Consider the following 26,118-nt stretch of genomic DNA (forward strand, 5'->3'; position numbering starts at 1 on the left):
TTAGAGTTTTACATCCACCAGATCGCCTACTTCTGTGATAAGAGCGGGTTCATCCGTGAGTTTGCGGTTTATAAGCATCAGCATCGTGAATTCTTCTTCCTCCAAGCCTTCCTGCATGATGTTCATGAGTTTCAAGAAGTCCTTTTCATCTTCAGATAACGCAGGCGCAGTTTTCTTTTTTATAGTTACTTCCGTTTTATCTTTGGTTTCAGTCTCTCCTAACTGAGTAGCCTTTTGAGGAGAATTGTTATTTAGTACTAAGAGTTTCAGCCAGTCAGGTGGATTTTCTGCAATCTTTAAGAGGCGATCAAAAATGACACTCTGCTTATTATCTTTTTCCTCTTTTAGAAGATCGATCCCTCTTTGAAGATCAGAGATGTATTTTTCTGCTTCAGCCAGCTTGTTTTCTCGCTCCGATAATTTTTCTTCCAATTGGACAAGGCGATTAGCCAGACGCTCCTTGTCCATTAGTTCGCGTACGTACTGCTGTACTTCCGGTCCATTAAGTGCATTGGACGATTGTACCTGTACGGGCTGTTGTACAATGACCTTCTCCGGTTCCACCGTAAAGACATGCGAGGTGCAGGCAGGCGTTTTTATTCCCCGATAGATCGTTACTATGATCTTTTTGGAAGCCGGAGATAGAAATGTTTGATAGCTGTCAAAGATTTCCGTAACAGTAGTGCGTGGTACAACGCGGAGTCCGTCCACATAAATCTCATAGCTCTGGGGTTTACCTTGGGAAACCTGAATTTCAAGGATACGTTTGATATTGTCCAGAAGACCCTTTTCATAAGGCTGTTCTACCGTTTGCTTTTCCATATTGTCCTGATCTTCCATTTAGTGTTTGTAAGGAGTTACCTGTATGAATCTCACTCTTGCTACGACCGCATCTGAAGTGTTTTTAATTTTGATCTGTCCCTGATGCTCGTATTGAAGTTCATTCAGGTTGGTATTTCCCAAATCAAACAACCCACTCTGGCTTTTAACAGATACGTTTACAGGTTCTTCCACTAAAACAAAATAGCTGTGAAAGGCCTTTTCGTTTCTAATCTCGCTGGGTTGAAGTACGATGTGCCGGAAGCGTGTGTAATAACTATCTCCAAAACCCAACTCCCGCATCCTGCGGCAAATAAAATCATGTGCCAGTTCCGGGGTCATCGCTATTCAGGTTTTGAATGATGTATATATCCACTTCGTAATTCACCACAGATCCGTTAAGTATTCCCCAGTTGTCTTCTATAAATCCATGCACCGTGGTGGTCTTTGGATCAAGATTGATTTCTATGCTTTTATTGAATGTGTTGTGCGTGTAGGGCTTTACCTCAAAAACAGAATCAGTGAAATCAAGAAGACTTAGATTTTTATCCTCAAGGATGAGATCGCCGAAGAAGAAAACCCGCTCGCTTCTGTTACTGCTTAAAGAGAGCTTCCCTGCAATTAGTTCGCGACCATAAGGAGGATCAACACCAACTGCCCCAATCACAGGCACCGCTTCTCCAATTCCTACAATTACACCGCTATCCAGAAGCCTGATCTTGTACCACAGCGAGCACACGGCTTTTGCATTGAAAGAAAGCGGGATCTCAAAGTGTTTGATCTCTCCTGCACTTGAAATGCGAACCGTATGAATGATAATCTCTTCCATTAGTTGAGTTCGATTTCACAGTCCAGGTACAATTGAACCGTGTAAGAAGCAAACACCGTGCGACCATCTGCTTTATCGGTAAACTCCAGTTTCACCTGACCGTTTCCGATAATAACATCCTTCAAAGGCCAGTAACGGATGTCCATGTTGGCATTCACTCCGTTCATGACACGCTGTACGGCATGATTCTCTGGGAAAAACTCTCGTTTGTTAATCTCTAGTCGGGCATATCCCCTGTGGTAAAGCAAATCCGGTTTTTCAGAAGCAAATGCCACACCGAAGACCTTCTTCACGCTTTTATCAAGCTCGAAAGTTTCAGAGACCTTTTCTCCCAAAACCGTTACCGTTAGTTCAAAGACTTTAGGTGCACGGATGATATTGATGTTTTCGTTCATCTGTTATTTATACTTTGTCGTTGGATTGAAAACTTCAGGCTTCCTTTTAATAGGAGCCTGAAGTTTAGTTTTCATTCGTCTGCACTCAGGAATTAGGGAGTGGTGATCGTTCCGTGCAAGGCAGCGAAGATGTACGTGTTTGCCACGATTCCGTCGAGCGTCCCCAACTCAAGGGTCATTTCTACAAGCACATCATCGTGGATCAGACGCGGGTTAGCCAGTTTGTAATAACCCACAGGCACAATCCCGTACCCGGCAGTCTTGAACACATTGTTCGAGGTGTCGGGAACGATGAGTTTTTTGTTGGCCTTCAAAGAAACTTCTCCGTTAGCAACGGCTGGGATGGCTTCCACCGCCGCGTAATTCGTGGCGATGATCTTGTCCTTGGTGGCATCTGCCGCCACTCCTGCCAAGAGGATGATCCCGGACACAAGCATAGCTTGATTCTTTGGGAGTTTGGCGTTGGAGATATTGCGAAGACCGATCTCCTTGTCGTCTTGGGTTTCAAAGATTTTGATGGTCTTTGAACTTGCGGGTTTGATCGAATAAATGATCGTGTCGGCAAGACGCAGTTCTCCTTTTTTAAGTCCCTCACGGATGTGAGCAGGCAGTTCTGCAAAATGCTTTTCCATCTCAGCCCTTGATCCCTTGGAGGCAGGTGCCGGGGTGGAGAGTTTTTTCATCACGTTCACCCGCTGTATGGGGTTCATCTTCTGAAGAGCTCCCATCAGCTCCTCGTTTTCCAGCGCATCGAGACCCAAGAGGGCTCCAGCGTTGTTGTATTCTTCAATTGCTTCAAGTTGTCCGTTCATGGTGTTTTGGTTTTTGTTTTCGTTTGAATTATTTGGTTTCTTTTTAGTGTTCTAGAGAATTCTTTCTTCTTCCGTACTTCCCAGGAATTTGTCATCGTCCCCGGTGCCGGAAAGTCTTTCTTCGATCTGCTCGATCTCTTCTGTTCCTTTCATTTCAGGCTGAGAAATGATCTCTTGCTCTTTCTCAAAGTCAGAAGCAGATTCCTTAATCTTTTCCTCGTACTTTTCCAGTTCGCTTAAGTCCATCTGGTCAGTTTCGCTCTGAGGATGGGTGTAGTAGGTTACTTCGCCCATTGGCTTTTCCTCCGTTTTGGTAGTGGTTTCCGTTTTCTTCTCTGTGGAATCCGATTCTTTCTTTTTGATGACCTTGTCCAGCCAGAACTTCTGTAAAATTCCCTTGCCGTATGCCTTTGCCCGGTCTTTGGCTTTTGTAATGGCGGACTTTTTCTCTTCTTCCGGTCCATTTACCGTTTCTGTGGAAGGCATCAGGTTGGAGGCCATCATGCCAACTCCGAAAGAGGTGAGTTCCGGTGATCCGATCACTTCACCCGTTCCCGTTGCAAGGATTCCACCAAGCACCGACCACCTTCCAATAGCGGCTCCCGTAAATCCTCCGGCTAATCCGGTTACAAGACGAAGGGCTGCTTGTCCCGCACCTTTTTTCAGACGCTTCCCCATCGGAAGTTTTCTGTCCGAAGCCGAGTCTTCGATATTTTGCAGCCATTGGGAAGTTTGCTTCCGCTTGGCATCTTTTTCATAGCTGTTCATGTCTTTGTTATTTAAGTTCGATGGTTTTAAATTTTTTCTCACCCGTTCTTCTTCCCGGCTTTGACTTTTTCCGACCCACTCCCTCAAGAGGTTTTTCCTTTTTCTCTTTATCTTGCTGTTTTGGTTTGAAAGCGAGGTATCCAAGTCCAAGAGCTGAAAGGATGCCCGTTCCCCAGAGTGTGGGTTTGAGCCACTTTTTGTTTTTCTCCCAGAAGGTTTCGTCCTTTTCTTCGGGCGGGGTATCTTCTCCGGCGGTTCTTTGAGAAGAGCTGTCCGGTGCCGGGGTTTCGTCTTCAATTGTTTTGGGTAAAGCGTCCAGATCAACCTGCGGTTCCGTTTTATTGATCTTTTCAATTTCCTTGTCCACGTCAGCTGTGTCTTCAAAATCAGCTGCCTCTTTATTCTTCTTTGGAAAGAGGTTTCCGATCTTCTTCAAAAATCCGGCGATGACGGCAAGCACTCCGGTGGATGAAGCAATCGCTGTCGCTGTGGCAGGTTCTCCAAGACCAGCCAAGCCTTCAATTTCATCTGTTCCCTGCATGAACTCAGAGTAGTAAACATCCTGACCCAGCAGTTCAGTAAGCGGTGTCCGCTCATTCATTGCGGTTACAGCTTCGTCGTATCCGCTCAGAGGAACTTCTTTATTCTGATTGCCCTTTCCTTTTAAGATGGATTCCTTCAGGTTTTCGGGCTTTCCACCCGCAGCGAAGAATATTTTCTCCAGTTTTCCCTTGATCGTTTTTAGCTGAGTGAATTTCTGCATGTCCACCCCTCGCTTCTGTGCATCTGCATCGCTTAAGTAAGCGTATTTGATGCGCTGAGCAACTTTCATAAAGTTGGTCTTCATGGAGGCAAGGATGCCAGCGCGGAGAAGCACGGTTGCCGGGTTGACTTTATTGACAACGTTGACAGCCTTTTTAAGGAAGGTTTTTACCTTGCTTTCTTTCTTTGATGTAGTTGAGGTTGAGGCGGGCTTTTTCTTTTTAAAAAGATCAGCCAGTTTACCAAGATCACTTTGACCATCGTCAAACATTTCTGCGTCTATGTTGAGCGATTTTTCCGGTACTCCGTTCAGGTAGTTCAAATCCATTGTAAAATCTTTTTTCTGTGTGAAAGGTTCTTCGTAGTTAAATCGGTCAACGACACAATCAAGGATGATGGTTTCTCCCAAAAGGGACACGACGGGGTAGATATGCGAAAAATTGTTCCCGGAGTACTTCACTATTCTTAAGAAGTGGGGAACACGGAGGTTGGAGAGGATACTGGATATAAACACAGTATAGCAATCGCAATCTACCCCTTGGTGTCGGTCGTGCCAGGCTCTTGCAGGGCTGCGAACCTGCTCCTTGCCATCTTCATCTTTACGGTAATTGATATGCGTGTAAACAAAGTCCCAGATTCTTTGGCAGGTCTCTTTGATAGAGTTTCCTTTCAGTAGTCGGGAGATCCCTGCTGTATGAAAAAGTGTTTCCGAAACGACTTTGGGAATGAATCTCACCGTATGACCCACGTTGGCGTTTCGTTGAACGGTAATCTCTTCCATCTCAGCTTTTGGAAAGAGGCTGTCGTACTGTATGCCCGGTTTAATATGTCGTTTTGTGATAACCTGCACTACTTACTTTTTTAAAGTGATTTCTTTGTTGTCCTCATAAGGGACTTTCTTCCATCCCAGATCAATCGTGGTAAGTGTTCTCACGTTCGCTTTCACTCCTTCACCGGAGAGTAAGGCTTTCACAAGGTCGCCCGCTAAGGAAAATATACCTGTGAGTGGTATGTCGATCATGATCTTGTCGATGACCGCTTCTCCGAATCCCGGAACGAGGATATCCTTGGGGACGACCTGTGAGGAGCCTATTACATTCTCTTTATAGATGAGTTTCACAAAGGGAAATTTCATTTTCAGTTTCGTGCGTGTGGGATTCTTTATTTTAACATCCACGCGAATAAGTGCACCATTCAGATTTAACTTGTGAATCATCGCTTTAGGTACGATCACCAATTCAGTTGCCGTGCTACCGAGTCTTCTCGCATATGCGATTGCTCCTGTTGCTAGGGCGGCGATACCGGTACCGACGAGTATTTTCTTAATCAGGCTCATTTTTTGATCTTCCATTTGGAGCTTAAAAAATCCGCTCCCAGTTTAAAGCCCACCCAGATCACTCCTCCGATCACTGCTTTCACAGCGTATTCCAGCAAGCCTGAAAAATCCATACTTGCCATAAGAATCATTCCTGTAAGGAACATTCCGCTTGTTGAGTCGCTATGTGTTTTTGGAGTATCCATTTTATTATTGCACAAACATCCGGTGTTGGATTAATATGCTTGGTAGGGTTTGAGTTGGATCGCGTCGTTCGCGTAAAACAAAATCGTTTTTGAATAAAAAGAGAACGCCCGCGTTAATTAAAGCGATTGATTATTTATCGCCCAACAGTTGAAAACATGGAGGATAGTCCAGTTTTTCAAAAATGGTTTTTACCTGTGGGATCGTAAGTACTCGTCCTCTAATCTCACCAATCTCATCGCGAAAAGGCTTGATCCATGAGCGGAACACGCGCCAACTGATCTGATAGAGTTCGGCCAGTTCGTTTAAGGTGTAGGGTTTCACTACAACCCCTTTGTTGGAATCGTTTTGCATTGTAAATAGGATTTAAAGGTGATTATCTAGGCAGCCTGCATCCGTCCGCCTGTGAAGTAGAATTTTAAAGTCTCGGACTGTTGCTTTCGGAGATTTTCCTCCAACCATTTTCTGGTTCCTACAAATCCTTTTTCATTGTCGGGATTGAACCACAGGGAAGGGTTCGGGATGTAACGAGAAGAATCTCTCATCACGTACCGCTTGGCCATCAGCACACGTTCACAGAAGTAGCTGAAATATTTTCCTGCATAGCGCATGAATAATTCCGGCAGGATGTCTTCATAGTACTGCGCAATATGCTGTTTGGCAAGTTCTATTTCGTGTTTGCTGAAAGCATGACCTCCATACAATTGCATTTTTGTAAATTCCCAGGAGGCTTCTGTCAAGAGTGCTATCGCTTCGGGATGCACTCTGAAAATTGTTTCATCTTTTTTCATCGTCGTATTTTTTCTTACGACAAAGATGGGGAGGGTGAAAAGATGGTTGTGCTATAAGTGTTGTTAAGTGGGGTTAAGCGTTGGTTATGGGTGGTAAGGGCTAGCATTTGACGGTATCTGATGCTAAAAGAAAGGAATCATCTTGCATCAAAGAAATCGCTTAAAAGCATCGGCCTTCCTTGATAGGTCATGTGGTCAGCAAGACTAACTTCTCTTTCTTCCATACCACCGGAATAATAGAGCTTCAGTTTAACGGGTTCGTCATGGGCAAAAGAAAATGAATTATACTTAATTCGGAGACTATCGATACAAATTGTCGCTTTGTCATTTTGAAAAAGAGGGCTCGGGTTGGGGAAGGAGAAAATGGAATAATCATTCTCTTCGCGTACGAAAGAAGCACGGAGAGGATCATAATTAACGGTTCGCCCATAAATATAAACTAGCCGAGGAAGAGCAACTTCTAGTTTGTATTGATTTTCAATAGCATTGCCGACGTTTTCAATGTGAAAATTCATTTTTAAAGTTAAATCGGAGATTTTTCCTCCACTGGTGGAACCTACCTGTATCGAAATGACAGGGTCTGCCAATTGTAATACTGTCTTTTCTCTTTTGAAATATAAATTTCTCACCTCGTACTCTTCAAGCGGAACAGACTGGAAATTATAACGTCGATAATACCTGCTGTCGTTAGCCATATGTGGTGCCGAACTATTTGAAGGGATTTTAATCACGTAAATGGTCTTTGATATGTCACCTTCATAGCGTATAGGAATAATGGAAAGCTTTTCTATTCGTTTAGAAATATTGGAATGAATAACATTTTCCAGCCATTCCTTGGTTATTTGATGCCCATCAATAAATGAATACGAAATTGGCACGTGATTTTCTTCTGTAATGCCATAGATAATGATACCCCCATCGGAGTTTGCAAAGGCCGATACATCTTTCGCAATTTCCTTCTTTTTCGCATCAGTATTCTGCAACGACCCAGATGCCTTATAGTCCAGATGCAAGGATTCCTCCACCTTATCTCGGATAAGATTATCTAGGTCTTTGCTTGTGATTTCTTGTTTGTTAAAAAGTGTAAGCATCTACGCTCTAGGCATAATTATTAATGAAGATTTCAAATTCATGCATTGTATTCTCTAATGAGTTATAAATGCCCAAATATTCCCATATAAAAGTTCCTGTAGCACTTCTCAAGGGCAAGGATTTCTTTTTGTCTCTTTTGGTACTCCGTTAAAACTCGATCATCATAAGCATCCTCTATCAATTCTAAAAATTGATCGAATTGTTGTTGAGTTTTGTTGAAGTTGTTTGCACTTCGATATAAAAGGAAAAATCGCACACGAGGACAAATCCCTTTAAATCTGATCCCATCATTTCGTGCGGCAATTACTGAACGTGTGAGTTGGCAAATTTTAAAGTAGTTGTGATTATTAATCAAGCGTGGGTCATTATCTCTGAAGCAAAGCGCATAGGGCAGGTTGCCAAACTCGTGATTAAACAATACTTTGTTAGGCTCCGAGATATGATTTTTCCGATAATCAGCTAGATTAAAAACTATTGTCAGGACGATGCTAATAATCCCAAGCGTTCCACCGATGAAGCCTACTAGGATACCCCAATTGTCGACAAACTCCTTCATTCTGTAAAATCAATTAAGGGTTAAAAATTCAATTTCTTCGCTTCGCTTATCTACTTTGACTGTCCTAGGCATACCCACACACTTTATCAATCTCTCGACCTGCTTCACCGTATAATACCTTCCTTTTTTCTTTCCAATTTCATCTTCAAAATCCCGAATGAAACTGTTGAAGGCCCTTGGGCTCATGTTATACATTTTTGCAAGTTCCTTCTTCATGTAAGGCTTGAGGGTAAATTTTGTTTCTTCTGTGATCATAAAAATGGTTTTTAGCGTGTCTTGTTTCGAATAGCATAAATAAATGGGCGTAGGTTTCAGGAATGATTCTTGCGTTTGTGTTTTTGAACGAGGTCGAAGATGATCCTCACCTGCTTCGGGGTATAATAGTAGCCGAATCGCTGGCCTAGTTTTTCCCTATGAGGGTTGACGATCTTATCAAATTCTTTCGGAGAGGACAGGTCGAGCTTTTCGACTAGTTGCTTCTTCATGTACGAAGTCACGTAGAAGGTTTTTTGTTTTGTTGACATGGTAATTAATTTACAATGAATAAATTTTTAAGAATTCTTCTTCTGTAAGATGCAGGGAAGTCGCCATTTCTTTGATAGTAAGTCGCTGCGCTCTGCGGTAAGAGGTGATTAGATCGCGCATCAATCGCGATTTTTCCACGGGAACATCTAACTCCCTTGGTTCCCTACGACGGATCTGTAATTGGTTGAACTGAGTCAGTAGGTAGGTCTTCTGATTTTTACTGATACATCCAAGATCTTCTGCACGGTAAAGGAGCGCATGCATGGAGACCTTCCACTTTCGCTTGAGTTCTGCCAGTGAGTTCACCGTAACATCCCTTTTGAAATCTGGTCTGATATCATCCTCCGGCATCAAAAACTCTGAGGCAAACAAATTTGATTCATGCCCGGTGTTGCGGTCGAAGGCGGGATTAGTATGCGCATGCATTACAAGATGTCCAAGTTCTATCGCTAGACTGAACCGTTGCCTGTCCCCCAACATGGAACTGTTTAAAAAGATCAAAGGGTGCTGCTCCTTTGTCAGTACCAATCGACTATCCACGCGTTCTGTTCCAAAATCAAAACTGAGAACCGGAATCTCATGAGACTCCAGCACCTCTGACATGTTTTCAATCATTCCTGCATGAATCTTCCATTGTTTTCGGAGTTTTCTTGCGGCTTCAACCGGTGATCCGGATACCGCGATCTCAAACACAGGTATTTTGGGCGATGATTTTTCCGTATGCCGAAACAACCACTCTGCCTGAAGCCTGAAAACATTGATCCGTGCCTCGATGGGGAAGATCATTTTTTGTGGAACCTTATGTCTTTTGCGAAAACTGAGATTTGAAGAAAGGAACGCTTCAGCATCCTGATAAAAGAATTCACGCGGATAGGCAAGCACTTGTTCAAGCAGGACGATCTGATCCTCACTCAAATTCTGTTCGCCGGATTCCGCCTTGCTGAGTTTCCCCGGCGAGATGCCAAGCCGGTCTGCCAGATCCTTCTGTGATAGCCCCCTGGACTCCCGTGCCAGCACGATCATTCCGGTATTAATCTTTGTTTCTGTTGCTATCATCGGTTCATTATTCGGTCACACGCCAAAAGTATAAATGTTTTATTATTTGACAAATTAATTTCCACAAATGTTTGTTACTATCTCATATTAATATGTATATCAATTAATTATGATTTTTACAGTTTGTGAAATAATAAACTAGCCGATCCAAAATGACCTTGGAATCAGTTCAGATCACGGTCACAAAGGGGGTCAAAGTGTCCATAGATTATCGTGCTTGACGACGTAATTTCGCGACAGCACAGAAGTGTGTGCTTACTAAAATTATTAATCAAAAAAAATAACATGAGAACTTCTTACGCAGTAATACAACTTGAAGCATCCGTAGCACCGATGAACAATGGACAACAGACAGTCCGCATTCTGCACAACGGATTTGAAACGGAGGATCAGGCGATGGCATGGATCAATAATCAGCCATTTGGTCGGTATGGCATCATAAAGTTTGTCGACAAGATCCACTAAGCGGCGCCGCTTTATATCATCGGAAATATTTTCTTCAATTCCATTTGCGCGTAATCATCCATACCTTTTTCAAGTAACAGTTCAATGTTTTCTACCATCTGTTTTGTCTTACGATTCAGCTCGTTTTGTATGTCAGAATTTGAATAATTCAAACGATCGATGACATGAAATACATTGTATTCAATCCCCTCCTCCTGATCAAAGCACTTAAGCATCCAATTTTCAACCGGCAAGGTTTGGTAAACAGAACCATTTATCACGTTCCAATATTTGAAGATTAGGATTAGATCAATAAGCATTCCTTTTGTATTGGTGAATTCTGCAATTCTCTTTTTTAGATCATCTGGCTCCGTTTTTATCCATTCGATACCGGCGTCAGTTCTTTTCGGTATGGCGTACTTTTCATAATAAGAAGAGGTTTCCGCCGTGTAAACGCATGGTGTGAGTTCAAACTTAATATGATTCAACTCAATGACTATTGTTGGGTGATCTTGGTATTTGTCAGAGCGAGGATAATTATCTTCCGCGAACTTTTTTAGCTTACTCAGATAAGTTTGCGGCTCCCATTTTCTCTCGTCGAATGTGATCAGGAGATCTACATCTGATTCGGAATCCACTTTTCTGGTAAGAAGCGTTTCCCGATCATAAGAACCGAATCGTTTAACTTTCGTAAGGCCATCATCAAAAAATGCAAGAATTAGTTTATCCTTAAGAGCCTTTATAGAAGTTTCAATTTTGTCATGTTCTTCAGGGGCTAACCGAATTTTATCAGCTAACTCTTTTAGGTATGCAGCTATTGTCTTGTTTCTCATGTTCTTATGTTAAAGACCTGCCATCGCAAATATCGAGCCCTCTTCGGTTTCTGTCAGATTGCTAAGTTTAAACAGTCTGAAAATGACATAATTGCAGGTTTTGTTGGGTGGCGTAGTAATTGAGTATTTACCTCGAAACCAAAACATATCGAATGCCGACACTTCTACAATGCATTGACGGACTCATTGAAAATATTACAGTAACGGACAGACAGGAGGAAAATATTAAGGGATCAGTGAGCAATCTCACCGCCTGCATGAAAGACCCAGACAACGATTTACACGTAAGCGAGGTATTTACAAACGGTTCATATGAAAGGGACACGATTATCCGACCCTTAAAAGATATCGATCTCTTTGCCGTACTGAAAAGAGATAAGTGGGCGGATCAATATGGAAACTTGCCAAGTCCCCAAAGTGTCCTAACCAAAATCAAAAACTATCTCAATGGACTTAACGACTACAAAGGCAAGGTGACTCAGAATAGGCCCTGTGTTACAATAGAACTAAGCGATAAGGACTTTGATGTGCTGCCCAGCTTTGAACAGCAAGGCGGCGGTTATCTTATACCAAACCACAATCTGAGCTCATGGATATTTTCTTACCCTGAACAATTGACCAAGAATCTAGATGATATTCACAAGATCAGGAACTATAAAGTTAAACCGACGATTAAAGCGGTTAAATACTGGAATCGGGAGGCGGGTATGTTGATCCCATCCTACCATATTGAGGAAGTAGCGATCAATATTTTTCAAGTGAGTAGTTTCACCAACTATGAGGAATCGATTCGTCTTTGGTTTAACAACGTAGAGTTCCATTTACAATCCAATAAGTTCAAATCCAATGATGATTACACCGCCGCCATCAATAAGATCAAAAAGGTCAAGGATAAGTTGAACGATGCTAAGAGGCTATATGACGAGAAAAAAGAAGATGAGGCCATTGCTATCTGGAAAGCAATTTTCAAGGATGAATTCCCTACTATTGATCTGGAAGAAGCGAAAGCATTCGGCAGAGATCTCGCTAAGGGTACCTTGAAAGTTGCGGCCTCAGGAGCATTATCAACCACAGTTGGGAATTCCAGTCCTTCTTCCAAGGGCTTTTTCGGGGAATCAAAATGATAAAGGCCCACCATAAAGCAGAATTGATACAGCTTCAGTCTATGAGGCTCCGGTACCCGCATTTTTCCGTAGCAAGGAATAAGGAGGGAAATCTTGTTTTTACAGGAACCCTTCAGCCAAAAACATATATGCCGGTTTACACCGTAGAAGTTGAATATAGGGGAAACCATCAACCAAAGGTGAAGGTATTATCCCCGATTTTGGTTGAGAATCCGAAACATTATTACCACGATCAGAGATGTTTATGTCTTTACAAACCGGAAAACTTCAACTGGGTAGCCACGAAGCCGATAAGTAATTACATTATTCCCTGGACTACTTGCTGGATTTATTTCTACGAGGTATGGAAGGAAAGAAAGGTATGGCTTGGACCGGAAGCGGACCATACTGGCAGTTCAGAAAAACAAATGCTTTGATATAAGAAGAGAAGATGACCAGAAATGTACCCCACCAGAATTCCTTCGACACTGCAAAACTGATCGAGAGATGGCAGTTTATTGTGTTACTACTTTCCACAGCGGCTACTATTACCTCCATCGCCTTGAATACACAGAAAACTGAGGGACCATCCGTTTCTGGCTGGGATGCTATCGACTGGGCGAATGCTTCGTCTTCATTTTTCGCTGTAGGCTACATAGTACTTGAAATACTTATCAATGACAAATTTTATAATTCTGGCAAGGAAAAACGGCTCGATTTAGTAGATCATGCCTTTGATACTAATTTCTCCGGTGAGAAATCAACGGGCTATTTCAATCCGGGTGGAATTAACAAAGGTATTTACAAGTTGGCCGTACTTTCTTTTGAAAACTCTCTTTTCACTAGCGTAATTATCCGAAGAATGATAGTGTTTAAATGGATCGTTGCGATCATCATAAGCGGTCTTTTTATTTTTTCCGCTTGCCTAGGGAATAAGGAATTGGTCAATAATCTCCTTCAAATTGCGGCCACTGGAATCTTGGTTCAGCAGGCCATCAGGCTCCAGCAGTTTTCTAACCGAATGGGAAATATCCACTCTGATTTCAAGGCTCTGTTCAATGATCTTAAAGATATGACCGATAAATCCAGCAAGGAGGGAGAAATGGTACGAAATATTTTGAACTACGAAGCAACACATTCATGGGGAAGCATACTTCTCAATTCCAATACCTTTGCGAAACTGAACCCTACTCTTTCAAAAAAATGGGACGGTTTAAAGCAGAATTATAAAATATAGCCCGAATGAATACAGCCTCCTTTACTTTTCTTTCAAAATGTCAGGACGTGAGTGTAATACCGAACAACATTACCTCAAGCAATGACGGCCTAAGGTCTTTTCTGAATATCCCTCTCTCGTTTGTTTTCAGGCTTCCGTTAAAACGCACATGCATGGATATTACTTCAATAAACGCAAAGTTGAAACTGGGGACTCCAGATGTATTGCTATCCGAGAGGCATGTTCCATTTGGGTATTTTATTCAACAACGTGAGGAGTGGGAACGAGGAGAGTTATTCAAATTTTTGCTGGATGATAGGGCTATTGCTAAAATTGAGAAGCATCGCAAAGGCGATATTAGATTTCATATTGAATTGCAAATAGTAGCCTCCTTAATGACGGAATTCCATTTCTCTGATCAGAGAATGATACGTGGAGGAGATGGATCGATAGTAGATTCGTGTAATTTACAGTTTTCAATTCCGCGATCCATTTGGATTGAAAAAATTCTTCCCGATTTGGGTCACCAGAGTTTCAGACTGGTTGAAATACCCCTTGGTCACAAACAACTGAAAGAGGCATACTCTGATATAATCTTCGAATTCAATAAGGCTGAAGATTATTTTAATCAAACAGATTATAATAAGTGTGTTGCTCACTGTAGAAACACGCTAGATGCATTAACACGCAACTTGAAAAAAATAAAGGAACGCAAGCCCTCAGAGTCCAGTTTTAAATGGCTTGAAGGGATTGACAAAGCTACCTTCAGTTGGATTGATGAGTTGAATAAAACGAATTCTGCGATATCTTCAAAATCCCATCATTCTGGACAGAAGAAGGAGTTTACAAGGCACGAAGCGGAATCTATTTATCTAGTGATTTTGGGGCTTTTGAATCTTATTGGACATATAAAGTGAATGAGCTACACTTCATGCTTCTTAACCCAACCCGCAACAATTTCGGGAAGCCTCGTCACTACCTCTTTCCCGAACAGGGCCTCAGTAAGAATTCCCATATGTAGCATGTCAATTATCCTGCATAAGTAAGAACGGCCTAGCGTCCACCATGTGAAATAATCATCAACGATCAGATAGTGTTCAACTTCAACATTTACGTTCTCTCTTACTTCCCGAAGCTCAAGTCCATCAAGTAACGTTTCATACACGCCATCAGCAACCCTGCTCCCGAATGTTGTTGTGAAATAATACTCCTTGATCTCCCAGACGGCAATTGGATTGATCACATTGGGGAATGCGCCGTCAACTCGTCTAGACAGAGTACGGACAGGAAATTTATTTTGAGTAATCGCTGTTAGTTGCATTGGATCATAGTCACATGTTATTCCCCCGCAATTTGCTTCGATAAGCATATTGACAATTCCCGTGAGGTAGGCGTAGCCGCTTTTCTTTCCCTTTTGCTTATTTTTCGGCAACGGACAATTGGGTTTCAATTCCTTTCTAAGTTTAGCGAAAATCTTTCTCGCCTCCGCAACTTTCATGAGATTAGGTTGGACCTTAGTGTTCAGAACATCAGCCCTATGTTGCAGATAGCCGACAATTAATTTGCCATATTCTGTAAACTGATTCTTCTCATCTATCACCTTGCTATAATCCAAATTACTACTTGAATAAACACGCTTGATTTCTTCTAGAGTATGAACCTTGATACTCTTTGTTTTCCGGTCAGTATAGCCCGCCCTCTGGCTGATCAATTTAATATTGGCCCAAAACTCTAGCGGTTGATCCAAGTATGTTTTATTTGCGTTCATTCAAGGCCTTTTCAAATTCGCGGGTGAATTCTTCCAAATTTGATCCCAAAACTTTACATATCAATCTGAGTTCCACCAAATCCAGGCGGCGTTCACCGCTTTCTACTTTACTGATAAATGACTGAGGTAAGTTCAGTTTCTTTGCAAGGTCAGATTGGCGCATATTTGAACTGACTCTTAGCCTGTACAATTGCTCCAATAGAACCTTGTACTCCTTTTTGAACAGGCTTTTCTTCACGATTGTTCAAAAGTATATCCTAAAATCGAATATCCCATATTAGGATTTAGACACATCAATATTACCTTTGTACGAAATAGATCTTATGCAACTCACGCTTGAACAGAAGTACAGAACCTACTATCCGCCAAAATATCAACTTCTAAAATGGGTTGGAAACAAGCAAAAATTTGCAGCGGAAATCACAAGTTACTTTCCAACTGACTATAACAGGTATTTTGAGCCTTTTTTGGGAAGCGGAGCTATTTTAGCTACTGTTGCGCCGCATAAGGGAGTTGGTTCCGATACGTTTAAGCCGCTTGTAGAGATTTGGAAAAAGCTTTCTAACGACCCAGAAGGTTTGGTAAAATGGTATGCCGAGAGGAGAAATCGAATAATTAAGGAGCCAAAAGAAAAGGTGTATGAAGATGTAAAGGCATCCTACAATTCGAATCCCAACGGAGCGGATTTCCTCTTTTTAACTCGCTCCTGCTACGGTGGAATTGTCCGTTTTAGGAAGTCTGACGGCTATATGTCGACTCCATGCGGGGTTCACATACCAATTCCGGTCGAAAGTTTTGTTAAACGAGTAGCGGAATGGGGAAAGCGATTGAAATCCGTTCGATTTGAACATCTCGATTTCAAAGATGCGTTTGCTTTGGCCAAGGATGGAGATTTGATATATTGTGATCCACCATATTCCCACAGCCAAAGTATTTTGTACGGGGCACAGGATTTCAGGCTTGAGGATTTACTACTGGAAATTAAAAAGGCCAAATCGCGTGGAGTGATGGTAGCACTAAGTATTGACGGAAATAAAAAATCCGGCAATTATATCTGCGATTTACCTATCCCTTCTGGGCTTTTTGAGAATGAAATCTTTGTGAACTGCGGACGTTCCATGCTCCGTCGCTTTCAATTGGAAGGACAAACGCTGGAAAAGGAGGTTGTTTCTGACAGGCTGTTACTTACATACTAGCAGCTAATACCAAGAATATATCGCCTTGGTTTTCATCCGTTGTTACGGAATATGGCAGGCTCACCCTCAAACGCCACATCCCTCATCATTCCTTGCAGCTTTTCGGGTATCTGATTATAAAGTGGGGAGTTTTCAAAAATCTTATACGTAAACGTACTGGCGAAATTCTCTTCAGAATTTTCATTCACGACTATTACGAAATTGTGGTCGGAATACCTAAGCTCAAGTTGAACATCCTCAGAGTCATCTCCGTCAAAACTGATCGCGGACCACGCTTTCTTTCCCTGTGTAAATATTCCGATTTCAAATTCATCCATGCTCAAGAGTTTATCTGTTAAGATTCTTAAGAGAGATTTCGCATAAAATTCATGAAGTGCGGGAACTTCAGTTAGGACATCAATCTGAGGTAAAATACTTGACATTGAGTAGTGATTTATTATGGGATTATAAATATAAGCACAAATTGTTCTAGGGCAGCATTTCTGAAAGAGTATAAAACTTGAGCCGCCCTGTGGTATCATTTTCCAGCCACAGTAGAAATTCCCACAGCCACAAATATTTTGAATAAATGTGTTCGTTTTCACGATGCTTGTGAAAGTTTTGAGCAATCTTTTCCTTTACAACCACAATTGACTTCTTTTCTTCCTCATGCGCACTTTTCAATAAATCAATTGACATCTCACCAAGCTTCTTCGTAAGTGAATAAAGTTGCTTTTCTAAGGGATCAGCAGCTTCTTCAGGTTTTAGTTCCTCAAACATTGATCTAGCCATCCGAATGGATGATTGCATAATTCCGAACGGATTCAGAAAGGCGTTGTGCTCCCAATCGAAAATAATAGATTCATCAATGCCAAAATACCTAACCCGCTCCTTATTATAATTAATGAGTTTGGCAATTAATTCCTTGTCTAAAATAACCCTTGGATAAATTGCTTTCTTACTCTCTAATAAATACGCGGTCACTAGCCCCTTAGAAAAAATAATATTCTCATCACTGTAATAGGACCCGGTTGAAAGACCACCCCTAGTAAAAAAACCCTTTGTCATTAAAACGTATTGGACGCTTCTGACATACATGGTTATTAAATTGAAATTTGCAAGAAAGTCCTGCTCATTATCAAAAAAGGGGATCGAGATGCAGATATTGTCTGAAAATGTTTTATACTGGAGATGCTTAATTGCTTCCTTGTTTTTCTCGTTTGTATTTTCAAATAAACTTGCCTTGGCTAGGGCGAAGGACTCCTGAATGTCTTGGAGAATTGTTGAAGTAGTGTCGCTATCATACTCATCAATTAGTTCGCTAAAACCAAGAATATCCATGTAGCAAATAATCCTTGGTTCGGTCTCAACAATTTCCTTTACAAAATAGTCCTTCGGGTCACGCGTCAACCTGATTTTAAAGCTTTGCTCCCGTTCATTCTCCAAATGAACATCAAAATGAGCCGAGAACTTTTTAATCGCCTCTTTAAGACTATTAACATTAAACTCTTCATTGGAAATACAAGATTTTGTCAAATTGGAAATTTCATTTACCACATTGTACAGCAATTCACGGCAAGGCTCGTTTTTATCAATGAAGTACTCCTCCTTATCTGTATCAAACTCGACAATCCTTAGAAATAGTGTGTTAATACTTGCAATATAATGTAGCCAAAAGCGTCTTATCCCTTCTTCCTTGTTTGTACCACTGTTATATTCAAACAGAAGTTTCTTGAGTTTTCTTTTGAACGCGTCTAAGAACGGTTTTTGATGGCTTGGGGCGGATATTTCCGTTACTAGCTTACTAAGATATATTCGGGTCCAAAGGGCGGTACACCATTCCGAAGAAACATACTCAAGATATTCTTTAAGGGAGCGGGGCGAATAATCCCACTCAAAGTTTCGGAGATTTTCCGGAAGAATCCTTTTTGCCCTAATATTGATGAGTGGATAATAGACCTGCCGCTGTATCTCCGCAGAGTCGAGGAAAAATATTCCACTGTGAACAAAAATGCAATACTCAGGATTTTTAAGATCGTGATTAAAAAGGGTTTTACTGACCACGGTGGACTCTTTTTCTCGAGAGACAATTGCCTCAATGTTCCATTTCTGAGCTTGGACATCGATCTCTCTAGGCAAATCGTCAGTTACAATAATGGACCTAATACTATCGTCCCAAAAATCCTGCGTTCCTGCCCTTTCGATAACGGCTAAATAAATACTCTTAACACTACTTGAAAAGTTTTCAGGATAGGAGTTCGGATTTTTTAATCGGATTTGAATAATCTCACTCATCTTTTCATTAATATATTGGAACTAAATGTAGTCGACAGATTTCATTATGCTTCACCCAATCGTTAGCCCAATCCCATCATTATCTATGTAAGAGCTCTTGTCCGCCACGTCCTGAGAATTATTCAGGCCAATAAATACTTCCATGCTCCTCGGAAGCCCCTCTTCCAGAAAGGCATTTATCCGATTCGTAATAAGAATTCTTGGTCTGTAAAACTCAACCATTTCATAAATCCAAAAGGGGCGACGAGGTAATTCTCTTTGGAAATACTTTTCTAGCTTTCTGTAAGTTAGTCCTATCTCATAGAACGTCTCCACGCCAATCGTCAGGTCAGCTATTTCAAAATATTTTTCATTTACAAATTCATAAAGCCCCATGTAATATTGCTTTGACAATGAGGAAAGCAATTCCTCATTATAACTAACTCCATCATTGTACGGATCATGGTATTTGCATTTTATTTTATCATACATGTTGTAGGTAACACTTGCCATTGAAAAATTAACAGAAATCTTTCCAGATCTGGATTGGGCCTTATGCTCTGCCATTACTCCATGCCAATTACTACTATATCCTTTTGCTTCAATAGCAAAAATTGAGTTTGGACTAAATGAAATCAGATCGGGTCGCTTACCTTTGATTGGCATCCTTAAAATTCGCATAGCAGCTTCATAATTAACGGTTAAAAGGCTATTGTTTATTCGCTTCGAGAGAAAGTCCGCAATGGCTCTTCCGGCAACAGTAGAAAACTGTCCCTTTTCGGTTGGATCATAAAGTGCTGGAGGGGGTATAGAAAAGTGATTATTGTAAAAGGTTTGCCTCTGTAAGTACTGACTGTATGTCAAGAACATTCCCAAGGTGCGAATGAATCTATTTAGCCGTGGTGCGCTTCCTTGGCCCGCAAACCCCAGATGTTTCAGAAATGCGATCCTGCTAATGGTGTAATTCAGGTTACTTGTTACACCATTAGAATCAATATATTCGACAGGAAGGTTCATCGCTCGTTTTATTAAAGATATGAAACATTGAACTTATCGCATGCAACGTGCCCACTTCCTGTATCATTCCCCCATTCCCCCTCCATGATTCCCCCATGAACCCCTCTTTTTCCGCATAAAGCTTCCATGAATCCTCCATGAAATTTCCGAGGTGAGAATTTCGCTTTTCTACCGCGAAATATTTTTATTCAGCCGATTTCTTCTTTGTTTTCTTCAAGAGCCGCGTTTTGATCTGAAACGCACCTCCCATATTATTTATAAGTACAAATATTTGCCGTGATGATTATGAATGCAAAACGCAGTTGTGGTAAATGCCTCGTTCAGGAGGAAATTGCCAGGCACATGCGACTTGTATTTGAATAATCCTAATTCGGGGGGCGAAAATTTTGCCCGTAAGTCTTTGAGTCCTAAAGGCATGAATATACCCCAATACCTTGCGTGTGCCGGGTAGTGTACGCATGTTTGTCCCAATCACCCGGTAGCAAGTTTAAGTGAAGGCTTAAAACCTGCCGGGAGAAAAACTAAAACAAACGCGCATGCAAATACTAAACGGATCAGCGGGGGAACGTAAGAAAACGTTTCAATGGCTGTACCGCTCCATGAGTAACGGCATCAGGAACGTAAAGTCCACCGAGGCACAGGAGTGGCTTAAGAAAAACGGGCTATCGTATGAAATGACCGGGGCAGGGTTCTGTTCGGGGCAGGTTCAGCACCGTAAGTCAAAGGAGTTTATACGTGGCCTTGAAAATGTGAGATTCCTTCGGGCGAATAATATCGTCAGCAAGAACGGCGATACAGGTTACCTGATCTTCGCAAAGTTCGGCATCATCTTTCCACTAAAGGATGTGAAAGGAGAAGTGGTGAATTTTTATGGCATCCGTATCCGGCTGGAAAAACCGGAGCATTCATTTCTGAATGACGAGGGAATCTATCCATGTTTCCCTCATGAAATGACCACACGGCTTTTTATCACCACGAACATTCTGGATGCGGCAACCATTCTGGAATCAAGGGTGCTGGAAAACCGCGATGCCGTGATCTGTGTTCCGGGTGGAAACTTTTTAAAACAGTACGAGGAAGCAATCGAAAGGCTAGGTCAATTAAAAAGCATCCATTGGATCGAATCACCGAGAGTAAAACTTACGGAGCCTCTCAGGGGAAGAACTATGCCAGAATTAATTAAAACGAAAAGCCATGAATGAAGGAGTTAACCATTTAAGAAAGATCGCACGAGAGATACCTATATATAAGGTGTCCCCGCCCGACGGACAGAACCTGAACCATATTTACTTGCGTCACGGAAGCGATGGAGTCAAGAAAATCCTAGAAAGTGATGTCAGTCTTGAGGAACTGACCGAAGTAGAAAGTACGGCCCTTCCTATTCAGCCACTTGAATTGACCTCCCATGAAACCTCCATTGAAATTCCACCCGATGATTTTAAGCGTGGTGAGGAGAACTTTGTGGCGACTCTAAATAAGGATAAAGGATGCGAAACCTCCGAAACGCCCTGCCTTGAGTTGATCCATGAGCATAAACTTCTGATGCGCTCATCTTACAACCATTATTATGTATTGGGAACGGTAGTCCAAGACATGGGAAGCATGCGAGTGACGCTTATGATCGAAGAACAGGCTACGGGAAGGCGTGAAAGAACCAAACTCGATCTCTATGAACGTGAGCAAGTGGGTCTTTATGCCGAGCAAGTGGGAGAACTTTTCACTCAACCTGTCGAAGCTGTTGTAAGCGATCTGCTTTATCTGACCGATCTTCTGGAAAAACACCGGGAGCTTCAGATCGAGGAAACCAAAGTGGCGGTGAAGGCCAAGAGAAACAATTCTGTTTTAAGTGCTGAAAAGCAAAACGCCTGTGTGCAATTCCTAAAGGGAAAGAACCTCATGAAGGGAATCGATGAACTCATCGAACAGGCAGGTGTGGTTGGAGAAGAAAGCACACGCAGACTCTTATTTGTGATTGCTTCTACCTATAAAATGAACACTCCCCTTCACGCATTGGTACAGGGGACATCAGGATCGGGGAAGAGCCACCTTATTAATAGTATAGGTACGTGCTTCCCACCGGAAGATGTAATAAGCATGACACGGGTCACCTCAAAATCCTTTTATCACTACACCAAGGACGAGTTGGTCGACAAACTCCTTCTTATACAGGATTACGACGGGTTAGATGAAGAAGCGCAGTTCGCATTCCGCGAATTGCAAAGCGCAGGGAACATCAGTTCATCCACTACCTATAAAGACCGTTATGGAAATCTGGTATCGGCGGTGAAAACCGTAAGAAGCCATTTCGCCTCCTTACTGGCAACCACGAAGGCGGAAGTTTACTACGACAACATGAGTCGCTCGCTTATTTCAGGAGTGGATGAAAGCGACGAACAGACCCGACGCATCGTACTTCATCAGAATAAAACTCTCGCGGGGTTGGTTGATGCGAAGAAGGAACGCCAAGCAAAGGAGTTTCTACAAAACTGTATGCGGTGCATTAAGCCGATGGATGTAGTGAATCCCTATGCTGACAAGGTTTACCTTCCCTTTGAAGCAAAAATGCTCCGTCGCCTTAACAGCCACTATCAGGCTTTTGTAAAACAGATCACGATCCTTCACCAGTATCAACGTGAAAAGGACGATCAGGGAAGGTTGATCGCTTTGCCTGAAGACTTGAAAACGGCTTGCGAGATTCTCTTCGATGCCATCATGCTGAAAGTGGACGATCTGGATTCTTCGCTCCGGCAATTCTTTGACCTGATGAAAGCGCACATTAAAAAATTGGTCACCAACGGAAAGCAAGCAGAGTACCAGTTTACGCAACGTGACGTGCGCCTATCACTCAATATAAGTAAGACACAATGTTTCAGATATTTTGAGGAACTGGAAATGTTGGAATACATCCAACGCACGGGAGGTTACGCCAACCGAGGGTTCAAATACAAGATTGTGTTCTGGGACGATATGCAAAAGATCAAAACTAAGGTGCAGGCCGACCTCAACCGCCAATTAGAAGCATTGGTTCTTGGTGGTTCAGAAGAAAAGGAACACCAAAACTCGCATGAACAGGGCAACTGAGCCCTAGTGGTTCAGTATTTCAAGAGTACGCATTTATAGGGAGACCAAAAATATGAAACACTTACCCTTACAGAACGAATCCTTTGAAAGGCTTTACCGCGACTTTTCTCAAATGATTCGCGTAAAGGGGTATTCACGTGGGAAGTACACTTCTTATCCGGCCTGTGTAAGGGAGTTTCTATTCTTCATTGAAAACCGTGAGATCGGGGACATAAGGGACGTGGTGGCGCAGGATGTGATCGCCTATTATGAATACGTCCGTGAAAGGCCGAACCAACGCCGTGAAGGGGGATTAAGCGACTCAATGATCCGTAGCCACTTGTTTTCACTCCGCTTGTTTTTTGATTTTCTGATGGATTCAGGAATCCGGGATTCTTCTCCCGCACATCTTCCTAAGTTTTCAATCGTAAAATATAAGGAGAGGCAGATCCTTACTACCGATGAAATACGCGAACTACAAAAGGCCTGCCAAACAAAGCGGGAGAAAGCACTTATTGCTCTTGCTTACGGATGCGGGATGAGGCGATCTGAGGTTACAAACTTGAACTTAAGTGATATCGCTTTTCATCAGGGAATGCTCACCATCAGGGATAGTAAGTTTGGCAAAAGTCGTATGATTCCTCTATCGGATAGCGTTCTTCAGAATTTACGCGAATACATTATCCAGGAACGCCCACGCTACATCACTTCCCATACAAACGCTCATATTCATGCGGTCATATTAAACAACAGGGGGACACGCGCTTCAGGAGAGTATATATCCAATATGCTTAAAACACTTCTTAGCCGCACACAAAATCCGGTGATCCTTAAAAAAGAAATCACGCTTCACTGTCTGCGCCACTCCATTGCAACTCACCTGCTTGATAAAGGAGCCTCGATGGAATTCGTACAGGAATTCTTGGGTCATGCGGAAATGGATACTTCACTTCTGTATTCCAAACGTCGCGCTCAAAAGTTAAAAATCCAAAGACAGATCCGCTAGATGAACGCTGAACCCATTTCTTTTGAAAAGTACTTACATAGGGCTGGTTTCACGCCTATGTCCATCAGCAGTTATCTATACTCGACCAAGAATTTTCTTGCAGTAAATCCCCAAGCTGAGAATTACGGCTATAAGGATATCATCAACGTTATGGAAGACACTGCAAAGATCAAAACCAACACACGGTACAGAATCGCCATTCTTGCGGCAATCAAAAAATACTACGATTACCTAATTGCCATCGGTAAACGGCATGACCACCCTTGCCGAACGATTCATATCAAGCATAATCGTGATAGAAAAGTGATCCATCATGATCTATTCACCTCGGCGGAACTAGAACTTCTTCTTGAACGCGAGGAGCGTTACCCTGCCCTGAAGCTGAAGAATCAATCTTTGATCTCGCTTCTTATTTTTCAGGGCTTGAGCACGGGGGAGATAATAAAAATGAAAGTCCATCACATCGACTTGGACTCCGGAAAAATATTTGTCAAGGAAAGAAAAAACACCATGCGACGACATCTGGACATGCATCCTAAGCAGTACCGTATCCTTGACCGCTATATAAATGAGTCGCGCAAGGAACTTCTTAAGGGCAGAGTATCAGATGCCCTCTTCATAGGGAAACTGGGAGTTGCGGCTTCAACCTGTGAGGTAGGATATCTTGTAGAACAGTTCGATTCTCTGTTCCCCGGTCGTAATCTCAATCCAACCACTGTCCGTCAGAGCGTGATCGCAAACTGGCTCAACGAGAAGAAGTTTTCTCTTGAAACCGTGCAACTCATGGCCGGTCACAGATTTATTTCTACTACCTTAAGGTATAGAAGGAACAATCAGGACGAGAAACGACTGCTGATTAATCGATTTCACCCCTTGGGCTAAGGCCCTTACCCCCTTATTATCACGAGTTTCCACAGGAAGTTGCCCGACTTCCCGATTCCTGCTATATTTGAAAAACCTTCACGAGTCAAGAACGGAATGTTTCGCCAAACCTTCACAAATCATTTTTCTACTTTACCTCCACAGTACACGGAGTCATATCGCTACGGCTTCGACGGGGTTGAGAAGGATGATGAAGTGAAGGGAAGTGGCAATAGTTACGACTTCGGTGCGAGAATTTACGACCCAAGGCTGGGAAGATGGTTAAGTGTGGATCCATTATCTAAAAATTATCCGAGCTATAGCCCCTTCAATTTTGCTTCAAGTAATCCTGTCTACTTTATTGACAGAGATGGGCGTGTACAGGTTGATGCACAAGGGAATATTATTTATGAGGTTAATCCTTCAAAAAAACCTTCAGAATACGATCAGGGAGATTATAAAGTCACCGTAACTCCTGTTTTTATCTTTGCAAATGACGGACGAAAAATTGAAGTTCAGCATTACACGGTTATTAACAAAAAGACAGGAAGATCTGTTGATAATTCTGTGATTCAAGATTCATATAACTGCCATGGGATGACTTCTCTAAGTAGTGAATTCAGGGTTGGCTCAAAGTCAGATAAAAGTGAGTCAAATGCCCTTTTATTGGATAAGGGTGGATTCTCTCCTGAAAAGGAGTTAAGTGGTGGGGTGAATCAAGAATTTAGTAAAATAAAGAAGGGAGACATTATAGTATTATTTAATAAAGATGGAGTAGCAATACATTCCTATGTTTATGATGGTGATGGTACTGTAACTTCAAAAAATGGGGAAAGAAAAATAAACGAGCTTAATGTCGATAATAAAGATTCCAAAAAGGGAACCTTTGTCAAGGAGAATGCAACAGTTGAAGACATCTATAATCTTTATGCCTCTGAAAAGGATCCAGCAACCGCAATGGGATTTTTTACCCCTGTTAAGGATGCAATAATAAGTACTAACAGGACTGTAACGACAGAGTTTAAAACTGCCTCTGATCATACAAGAGAACGATCAAGTGTAGATATTGCACCTGCAGTCAGTACGTGCGTTGGTTGTAAGCAAGGAGATTAGTGTTAAATATTTCAATATGAAGTTCATTTGGCTACCAGTAATTCTGTCTATCAAGTTTACCTGTGATGGAGGTCAACATACTGAGTCACCATCAAAGTTAAATTGTAATAGCATTATTCCTGACACGTGTTATACTTGTCCCTGTAATAGGGATAATGTTATAAAGGGGAAAATAGATTGTTTTCTCTTGACTAATAACATTAAATCATTTCCAGAACCTGTCGAATTCCTAAAGATGTTAGCTTATTTAGATTGTAGAGAAATTAAATTTTCTGAATATTGTTTTCCAATTGAATGGGTTGATTCCAATAATATTGTTTCACT

The 26,118-nt window shown here is 41.9% G+C and carries 32 protein-coding genes; 10 read left to right on the forward strand and 22 right to left on the reverse strand.

Annotated features, from left to right (window positions below):
• The 16 genes from IT233_12600 to IT233_12675 all read right to left on the reverse strand — a co-directional run bounded on the left by IT233_12600 (window position 1) and on the right by IT233_12675 (window position 9,924).
• The gene (locus IT233_12600; GenBank protein ID MCC7303471.1) at window positions 1-840 is read right to left on the reverse strand and encodes a hypothetical protein; all 840 of its coding nucleotides are present in this window, start codon (window positions 838-840) and stop codon (window positions 1-3) included.
• A complete protein-coding gene (locus IT233_12605) occupies window positions 841-1,161 on the reverse strand; it encodes a hypothetical protein (GenBank protein MCC7303472.1) in 321 nt (106 codons plus the stop codon).
• Window positions 1,139-1,648, reverse strand: a complete 510-nt coding sequence (locus IT233_12610; protein MCC7303473.1) for a hypothetical protein — start codon at window positions 1,646-1,648, stop codon at window positions 1,139-1,141. Before IT233_12610 ends, IT233_12605 begins: the two co-directional genes overlap by 23 nt.
• The gene (locus IT233_12615; GenBank protein MCC7303474.1) at window positions 1,648-2,043 is read right to left on the reverse strand and encodes a hypothetical protein; all 396 of its coding nucleotides are present in this window, start codon (window positions 2,041-2,043) and stop codon (window positions 1,648-1,650) included. The genes IT233_12610 and IT233_12615 overlap by 1 nt, the downstream gene beginning before the upstream one ends.
• Window positions 2,044-2,135: 92 nt before the next feature.
• Window positions 2,136-2,855 (reverse strand): hypothetical protein, encoded by a 720-nt coding sequence (locus IT233_12620; GenBank protein MCC7303475.1) that lies wholly within the window; start codon window positions 2,853-2,855, stop codon window positions 2,136-2,138.
• Window positions 2,856-2,906: 51 nt separating this feature from the next.
• Entirely contained in the window at window positions 2,907-3,623 is a 717-nt protein-coding gene (locus IT233_12625; protein MCC7303476.1) for a hypothetical protein, read from the reverse strand.
• 7 nt (window positions 3,624-3,630) lie between these two features.
• The gene (locus IT233_12630) at window positions 3,631-5,235 is read right to left on the reverse strand and encodes a hypothetical protein (protein MCC7303477.1); all 1,605 of its coding nucleotides are present in this window, start codon (window positions 5,233-5,235) and stop codon (window positions 3,631-3,633) included.
• 3 nt (window positions 5,236-5,238) lie between these two features.
• Complete coding sequence (locus IT233_12635) at window positions 5,239-5,721, reverse strand: hypothetical protein (protein ID MCC7303478.1); 483 nt, start codon at window positions 5,719-5,721, stop codon at window positions 5,239-5,241.
• Window positions 5,718-5,906, reverse strand: a complete 189-nt coding sequence (locus IT233_12640) for a hypothetical protein (protein MCC7303479.1) — start codon at window positions 5,904-5,906, stop codon at window positions 5,718-5,720. Before IT233_12640 ends, IT233_12635 begins: the two co-directional genes overlap by 4 nt.
• A 130-nt stretch (window positions 5,907-6,036) precedes the next feature.
• Complete coding sequence (locus IT233_12645; GenBank protein MCC7303480.1) at window positions 6,037-6,258, reverse strand: hypothetical protein; 222 nt, start codon at window positions 6,256-6,258, stop codon at window positions 6,037-6,039.
• Between the two features lie 26 nt (window positions 6,259-6,284).
• Complete coding sequence (locus IT233_12650; GenBank protein ID MCC7303481.1) at window positions 6,285-6,695, reverse strand: hypothetical protein; 411 nt, start codon at window positions 6,693-6,695, stop codon at window positions 6,285-6,287.
• A gap of 137 nt (window positions 6,696-6,832) precedes the next feature.
• The gene (locus tag IT233_12655) at window positions 6,833-7,786 is read right to left on the reverse strand and encodes an ATP-binding protein (GenBank protein ID MCC7303482.1); all 954 of its coding nucleotides are present in this window, start codon (window positions 7,784-7,786) and stop codon (window positions 6,833-6,835) included.
• A 62-nt stretch (window positions 7,787-7,848) separates the two neighbouring features.
• A complete protein-coding gene (locus tag IT233_12660; protein MCC7303483.1) occupies window positions 7,849-8,343 on the reverse strand; it encodes a hypothetical protein in 495 nt (164 codons plus the stop codon).
• A 9-nt stretch (window positions 8,344-8,352) separates the two neighbouring features.
• Complete coding sequence (locus IT233_12665; protein ID MCC7303484.1) at window positions 8,353-8,598, reverse strand: hypothetical protein; 246 nt, start codon at window positions 8,596-8,598, stop codon at window positions 8,353-8,355.
• Window positions 8,599-8,654: 56 nt separating this feature from the next.
• Window positions 8,655-8,867: a hypothetical protein gene (locus IT233_12670; GenBank protein ID MCC7303485.1), complete on the reverse strand. Its 213-nt coding sequence runs from the start codon at window positions 8,865-8,867 to the stop codon at window positions 8,655-8,657.
• Window positions 8,868-8,877: 10 nt separating this feature from the next.
• On the reverse strand, window positions 8,878-9,924 hold the full coding sequence (locus IT233_12675) for an ImmA/IrrE family metallo-endopeptidase (protein ID MCC7303486.1): 1,047 nt from the start codon (window positions 9,922-9,924) through the stop codon (window positions 8,878-8,880).
• A gap of 285 nt (window positions 9,925-10,209) precedes the next feature.
• Here IT233_12675 and IT233_12680 point away from each other — a divergent pair, with 285 nt between their 5' ends.
• On the forward strand, window positions 10,210-10,389 hold the full coding sequence (locus IT233_12680) for a hypothetical protein (protein MCC7303487.1): 180 nt from the start codon (window positions 10,210-10,212) through the stop codon (window positions 10,387-10,389).
• Window positions 10,390-10,400: 11 nt separating this feature from the next.
• Here IT233_12680 and IT233_12685 read toward each other — a convergent pair whose 3' ends face one another.
• Window positions 10,401-11,201, reverse strand: a complete 801-nt coding sequence (locus IT233_12685) for a hypothetical protein (protein ID MCC7303488.1) — start codon at window positions 11,199-11,201, stop codon at window positions 10,401-10,403.
• A gap of 152 nt (window positions 11,202-11,353) precedes the next feature.
• On the opposite strand from IT233_12685, the gene IT233_12690 reads away from it, so the two are divergent.
• The 3 genes from IT233_12690 to IT233_12700 all read left to right on the forward strand — a co-directional run bounded on the left by IT233_12690 (window position 11,354) and on the right by IT233_12700 (window position 14,437).
• Window positions 11,354-12,325, forward strand: coding sequence for a nucleotidyltransferase (locus tag IT233_12690; protein ID MCC7303489.1), 972 nt, complete (start codon window positions 11,354-11,356; stop codon window positions 12,323-12,325).
• A gap of 430 nt (window positions 12,326-12,755) precedes the next feature.
• Window positions 12,756-13,541 (forward strand): hypothetical protein, encoded by a 786-nt coding sequence (locus IT233_12695; protein MCC7303490.1) that lies wholly within the window; start codon window positions 12,756-12,758, stop codon window positions 13,539-13,541.
• A 152-nt stretch (window positions 13,542-13,693) separates the two neighbouring features.
• Complete coding sequence (locus IT233_12700) at window positions 13,694-14,437, forward strand: hypothetical protein (GenBank protein MCC7303491.1); 744 nt, start codon at window positions 13,694-13,696, stop codon at window positions 14,435-14,437.
• Between the two features lie 5 nt (window positions 14,438-14,442).
• On the opposite strand, the gene IT233_12705 is transcribed toward IT233_12700, so the two are convergent.
• Together IT233_12705 and IT233_12710 are read right to left on the reverse strand one after the other, a co-directional pair.
• Window positions 14,443-15,018, reverse strand: coding sequence for a hypothetical protein (locus IT233_12705; protein ID MCC7303492.1), 576 nt, complete (start codon window positions 15,016-15,018; stop codon window positions 14,443-14,445).
• Window positions 15,019-15,274: 256 nt separating this feature from the next.
• Window positions 15,275-15,526 (reverse strand): helix-turn-helix transcriptional regulator, encoded by a 252-nt coding sequence (locus tag IT233_12710; protein ID MCC7303493.1) that lies wholly within the window; start codon window positions 15,524-15,526, stop codon window positions 15,275-15,277.
• Between the two features lie 85 nt (window positions 15,527-15,611).
• Here IT233_12710 and IT233_12715 point away from each other — a divergent pair, with 85 nt between their 5' ends.
• Window positions 15,612-16,484, forward strand: a complete 873-nt coding sequence (locus IT233_12715; protein MCC7303494.1) for a Dam family site-specific DNA-(adenine-N6)-methyltransferase — start codon at window positions 15,612-15,614, stop codon at window positions 16,482-16,484.
• A 32-nt stretch (window positions 16,485-16,516) separates the two neighbouring features.
• On the opposite strand, the gene IT233_12720 is transcribed toward IT233_12715, so the two are convergent.
• The 3 genes from IT233_12720 to IT233_12730 are packed head-to-tail and all read right to left on the reverse strand — an operon-like array spanning window position 16,517 to window position 19,754.
• Window positions 16,517-16,906: a hypothetical protein gene (locus IT233_12720; protein ID MCC7303495.1), complete on the reverse strand. Its 390-nt coding sequence runs from the start codon at window positions 16,904-16,906 to the stop codon at window positions 16,517-16,519.
• Window positions 16,907-16,952: 46 nt separating this feature from the next.
• On the reverse strand, window positions 16,953-18,758 hold the full coding sequence (locus IT233_12725) for a hypothetical protein (GenBank protein ID MCC7303496.1): 1,806 nt from the start codon (window positions 18,756-18,758) through the stop codon (window positions 16,953-16,955).
• 51 nt (window positions 18,759-18,809) lie between these two features.
• Complete coding sequence (locus tag IT233_12730) at window positions 18,810-19,754, reverse strand: hypothetical protein (protein ID MCC7303497.1); 945 nt, start codon at window positions 19,752-19,754, stop codon at window positions 18,810-18,812.
• 536 nt (window positions 19,755-20,290) lie between these two features.
• Here IT233_12730 and IT233_12735 point away from each other — a divergent pair.
• The 5 genes from IT233_12735 (at window position 20,291) to IT233_12755 (ending at window position 25,794) form a co-directional block, all read left to right on the forward strand.
• Window positions 20,291-20,956: a hypothetical protein gene (locus IT233_12735; protein MCC7303498.1), complete on the forward strand. Its 666-nt coding sequence runs from the start codon at window positions 20,291-20,293 to the stop codon at window positions 20,954-20,956.
• A complete protein-coding gene (locus tag IT233_12740; GenBank protein MCC7303499.1) occupies window positions 20,949-22,835 on the forward strand; it encodes an ATP-binding protein in 1,887 nt (628 codons plus the stop codon). Before IT233_12735 ends, IT233_12740 begins: the two co-directional genes overlap by 8 nt.
• 52 nt (window positions 22,836-22,887) lie before the next feature.
• Window positions 22,888-23,820, forward strand: a complete 933-nt coding sequence (locus IT233_12745) for a tyrosine-type recombinase/integrase (protein ID MCC7303500.1) — start codon at window positions 22,888-22,890, stop codon at window positions 23,818-23,820.
• A gap of 150 nt (window positions 23,821-23,970) precedes the next feature.
• Window positions 23,971-24,702, forward strand: a complete 732-nt coding sequence (locus IT233_12750; protein ID MCC7303501.1) for a tyrosine-type recombinase/integrase — start codon at window positions 23,971-23,973, stop codon at window positions 24,700-24,702.
• 39 nt (window positions 24,703-24,741) lie between these two features.
• The gene (locus IT233_12755; protein MCC7303502.1) at window positions 24,742-25,794 is read left to right on the forward strand and encodes a hypothetical protein; all 1,053 of its coding nucleotides are present in this window, start codon (window positions 24,742-24,744) and stop codon (window positions 25,792-25,794) included.
• Window positions 25,795-26,118 lie beyond the last annotated feature (324 nt).

The sequence above is a fragment of the Bacteroidia bacterium genome (genome assembly GCA_020852255.1).
Lineage (GTDB): Bacteria > Bacteroidota > Bacteroidia > JADZBD01 > JADZBD01 > JADZBD01.

Coding starts and splice junctions, on each gene's coding strand:
- IT233_12750 (MCC7303501.1), top strand. CDS start 23,971: ATGGAAGACACTGCAAAGATCAAAACCAACACACGGTACAGAATCGCC.
- IT233_12680 (MCC7303487.1), top strand. CDS start 10,210: ATGAGAACTTCTTACGCAGTAATACAACTTGAAGCATCCGTAGCACCG.
- IT233_12650 (MCC7303481.1), bottom strand. CDS start 6,695: ATGAAAAAAGATGAAACAATTTTCAGAGTGCATCCCGAAGCGATAGCA.
- IT233_12660 (MCC7303483.1), bottom strand. CDS start 8,343: ATGAAGGAGTTTGTCGACAATTGGGGTATCCTAGTAGGCTTCATCGGT.
- IT233_12645 (MCC7303480.1), bottom strand. CDS start 6,258: ATGCAAAACGATTCCAACAAAGGGGTTGTAGTGAAACCCTACACCTTA.
- IT233_12670 (MCC7303485.1), bottom strand. CDS start 8,867: ATGTCAACAAAACAAAAAACCTTCTACGTGACTTCGTACATGAAGAAG.
- IT233_12695 (MCC7303490.1), top strand. CDS start 12,756: ATGACCAGAAATGTACCCCACCAGAATTCCTTCGACACTGCAAAACTG.
- IT233_12730 (MCC7303497.1), bottom strand. CDS start 19,754: ATGAACCTTCCTGTCGAATATATTGATTCTAATGGTGTAACAAGTAAC.
- IT233_12745 (MCC7303500.1), top strand. CDS start 22,888: ATGAAACACTTACCCTTACAGAACGAATCCTTTGAAAGGCTTTACCGC.
- IT233_12610 (MCC7303473.1), bottom strand. CDS start 1,648: ATGGAAGAGATTATCATTCATACGGTTCGCATTTCAAGTGCAGGAGAG.
- IT233_12735 (MCC7303498.1), top strand. CDS start 20,291: ATGCAAATACTAAACGGATCAGCGGGGGAACGTAAGAAAACGTTTCAA.
- IT233_12620 (MCC7303475.1), bottom strand. CDS start 2,855: ATGAACGGACAACTTGAAGCAATTGAAGAATACAACAACGCTGGAGCC.
- IT233_12700 (MCC7303491.1), top strand. CDS start 13,694: ATGGATATTACTTCAATAAACGCAAAGTTGAAACTGGGGACTCCAGAT.
- IT233_12740 (MCC7303499.1), top strand. CDS start 20,949: ATGAATGAAGGAGTTAACCATTTAAGAAAGATCGCACGAGAGATACCT.
- IT233_12605 (MCC7303472.1), bottom strand. CDS start 1,161: ATGACCCCGGAACTGGCACATGATTTTATTTGCCGCAGGATGCGGGAG.
- IT233_12690 (MCC7303489.1), top strand. CDS start 11,354: ATGCCGACACTTCTACAATGCATTGACGGACTCATTGAAAATATTACA.
- IT233_12600 (MCC7303471.1), bottom strand. CDS start 840: ATGGAAGATCAGGACAATATGGAAAAGCAAACGGTAGAACAGCCTTAT.
- IT233_12665 (MCC7303484.1), bottom strand. CDS start 8,598: ATGATCACAGAAGAAACAAAATTTACCCTCAAGCCTTACATGAAGAAG.
- IT233_12705 (MCC7303492.1), bottom strand. CDS start 15,018: ATGAAAGTTGCGGAGGCGAGAAAGATTTTCGCTAAACTTAGAAAGGAA.
- IT233_12675 (MCC7303486.1), bottom strand. CDS start 9,924: ATGATAGCAACAGAAACAAAGATTAATACCGGAATGATCGTGCTGGCA.
- IT233_12685 (MCC7303488.1), bottom strand. CDS start 11,201: ATGAGAAACAAGACAATAGCTGCATACCTAAAAGAGTTAGCTGATAAA.
- IT233_12715 (MCC7303494.1), top strand. CDS start 15,612: ATGCAACTCACGCTTGAACAGAAGTACAGAACCTACTATCCGCCAAAA.
- IT233_12655 (MCC7303482.1), bottom strand. CDS start 7,786: ATGCTTACACTTTTTAACAAACAAGAAATCACAAGCAAAGACCTAGAT.
- IT233_12720 (MCC7303495.1), bottom strand. CDS start 16,906: ATGTCAAGTATTTTACCTCAGATTGATGTCCTAACTGAAGTTCCCGCA.
- IT233_12635 (MCC7303478.1), bottom strand. CDS start 5,721: ATGAGCCTGATTAAGAAAATACTCGTCGGTACCGGTATCGCCGCCCTA.
- IT233_12640 (MCC7303479.1), bottom strand. CDS start 5,906: ATGGATACTCCAAAAACACATAGCGACTCAACAAGCGGAATGTTCCTT.
- IT233_12625 (MCC7303476.1), bottom strand. CDS start 3,623: ATGAACAGCTATGAAAAAGATGCCAAGCGGAAGCAAACTTCCCAATGG.
- IT233_12615 (MCC7303474.1), bottom strand. CDS start 2,043: ATGAACGAAAACATCAATATCATCCGTGCACCTAAAGTCTTTGAACTA.
- IT233_12725 (MCC7303496.1), bottom strand. CDS start 18,758: ATGAGTGAGATTATTCAAATCCGATTAAAAAATCCGAACTCCTATCCT.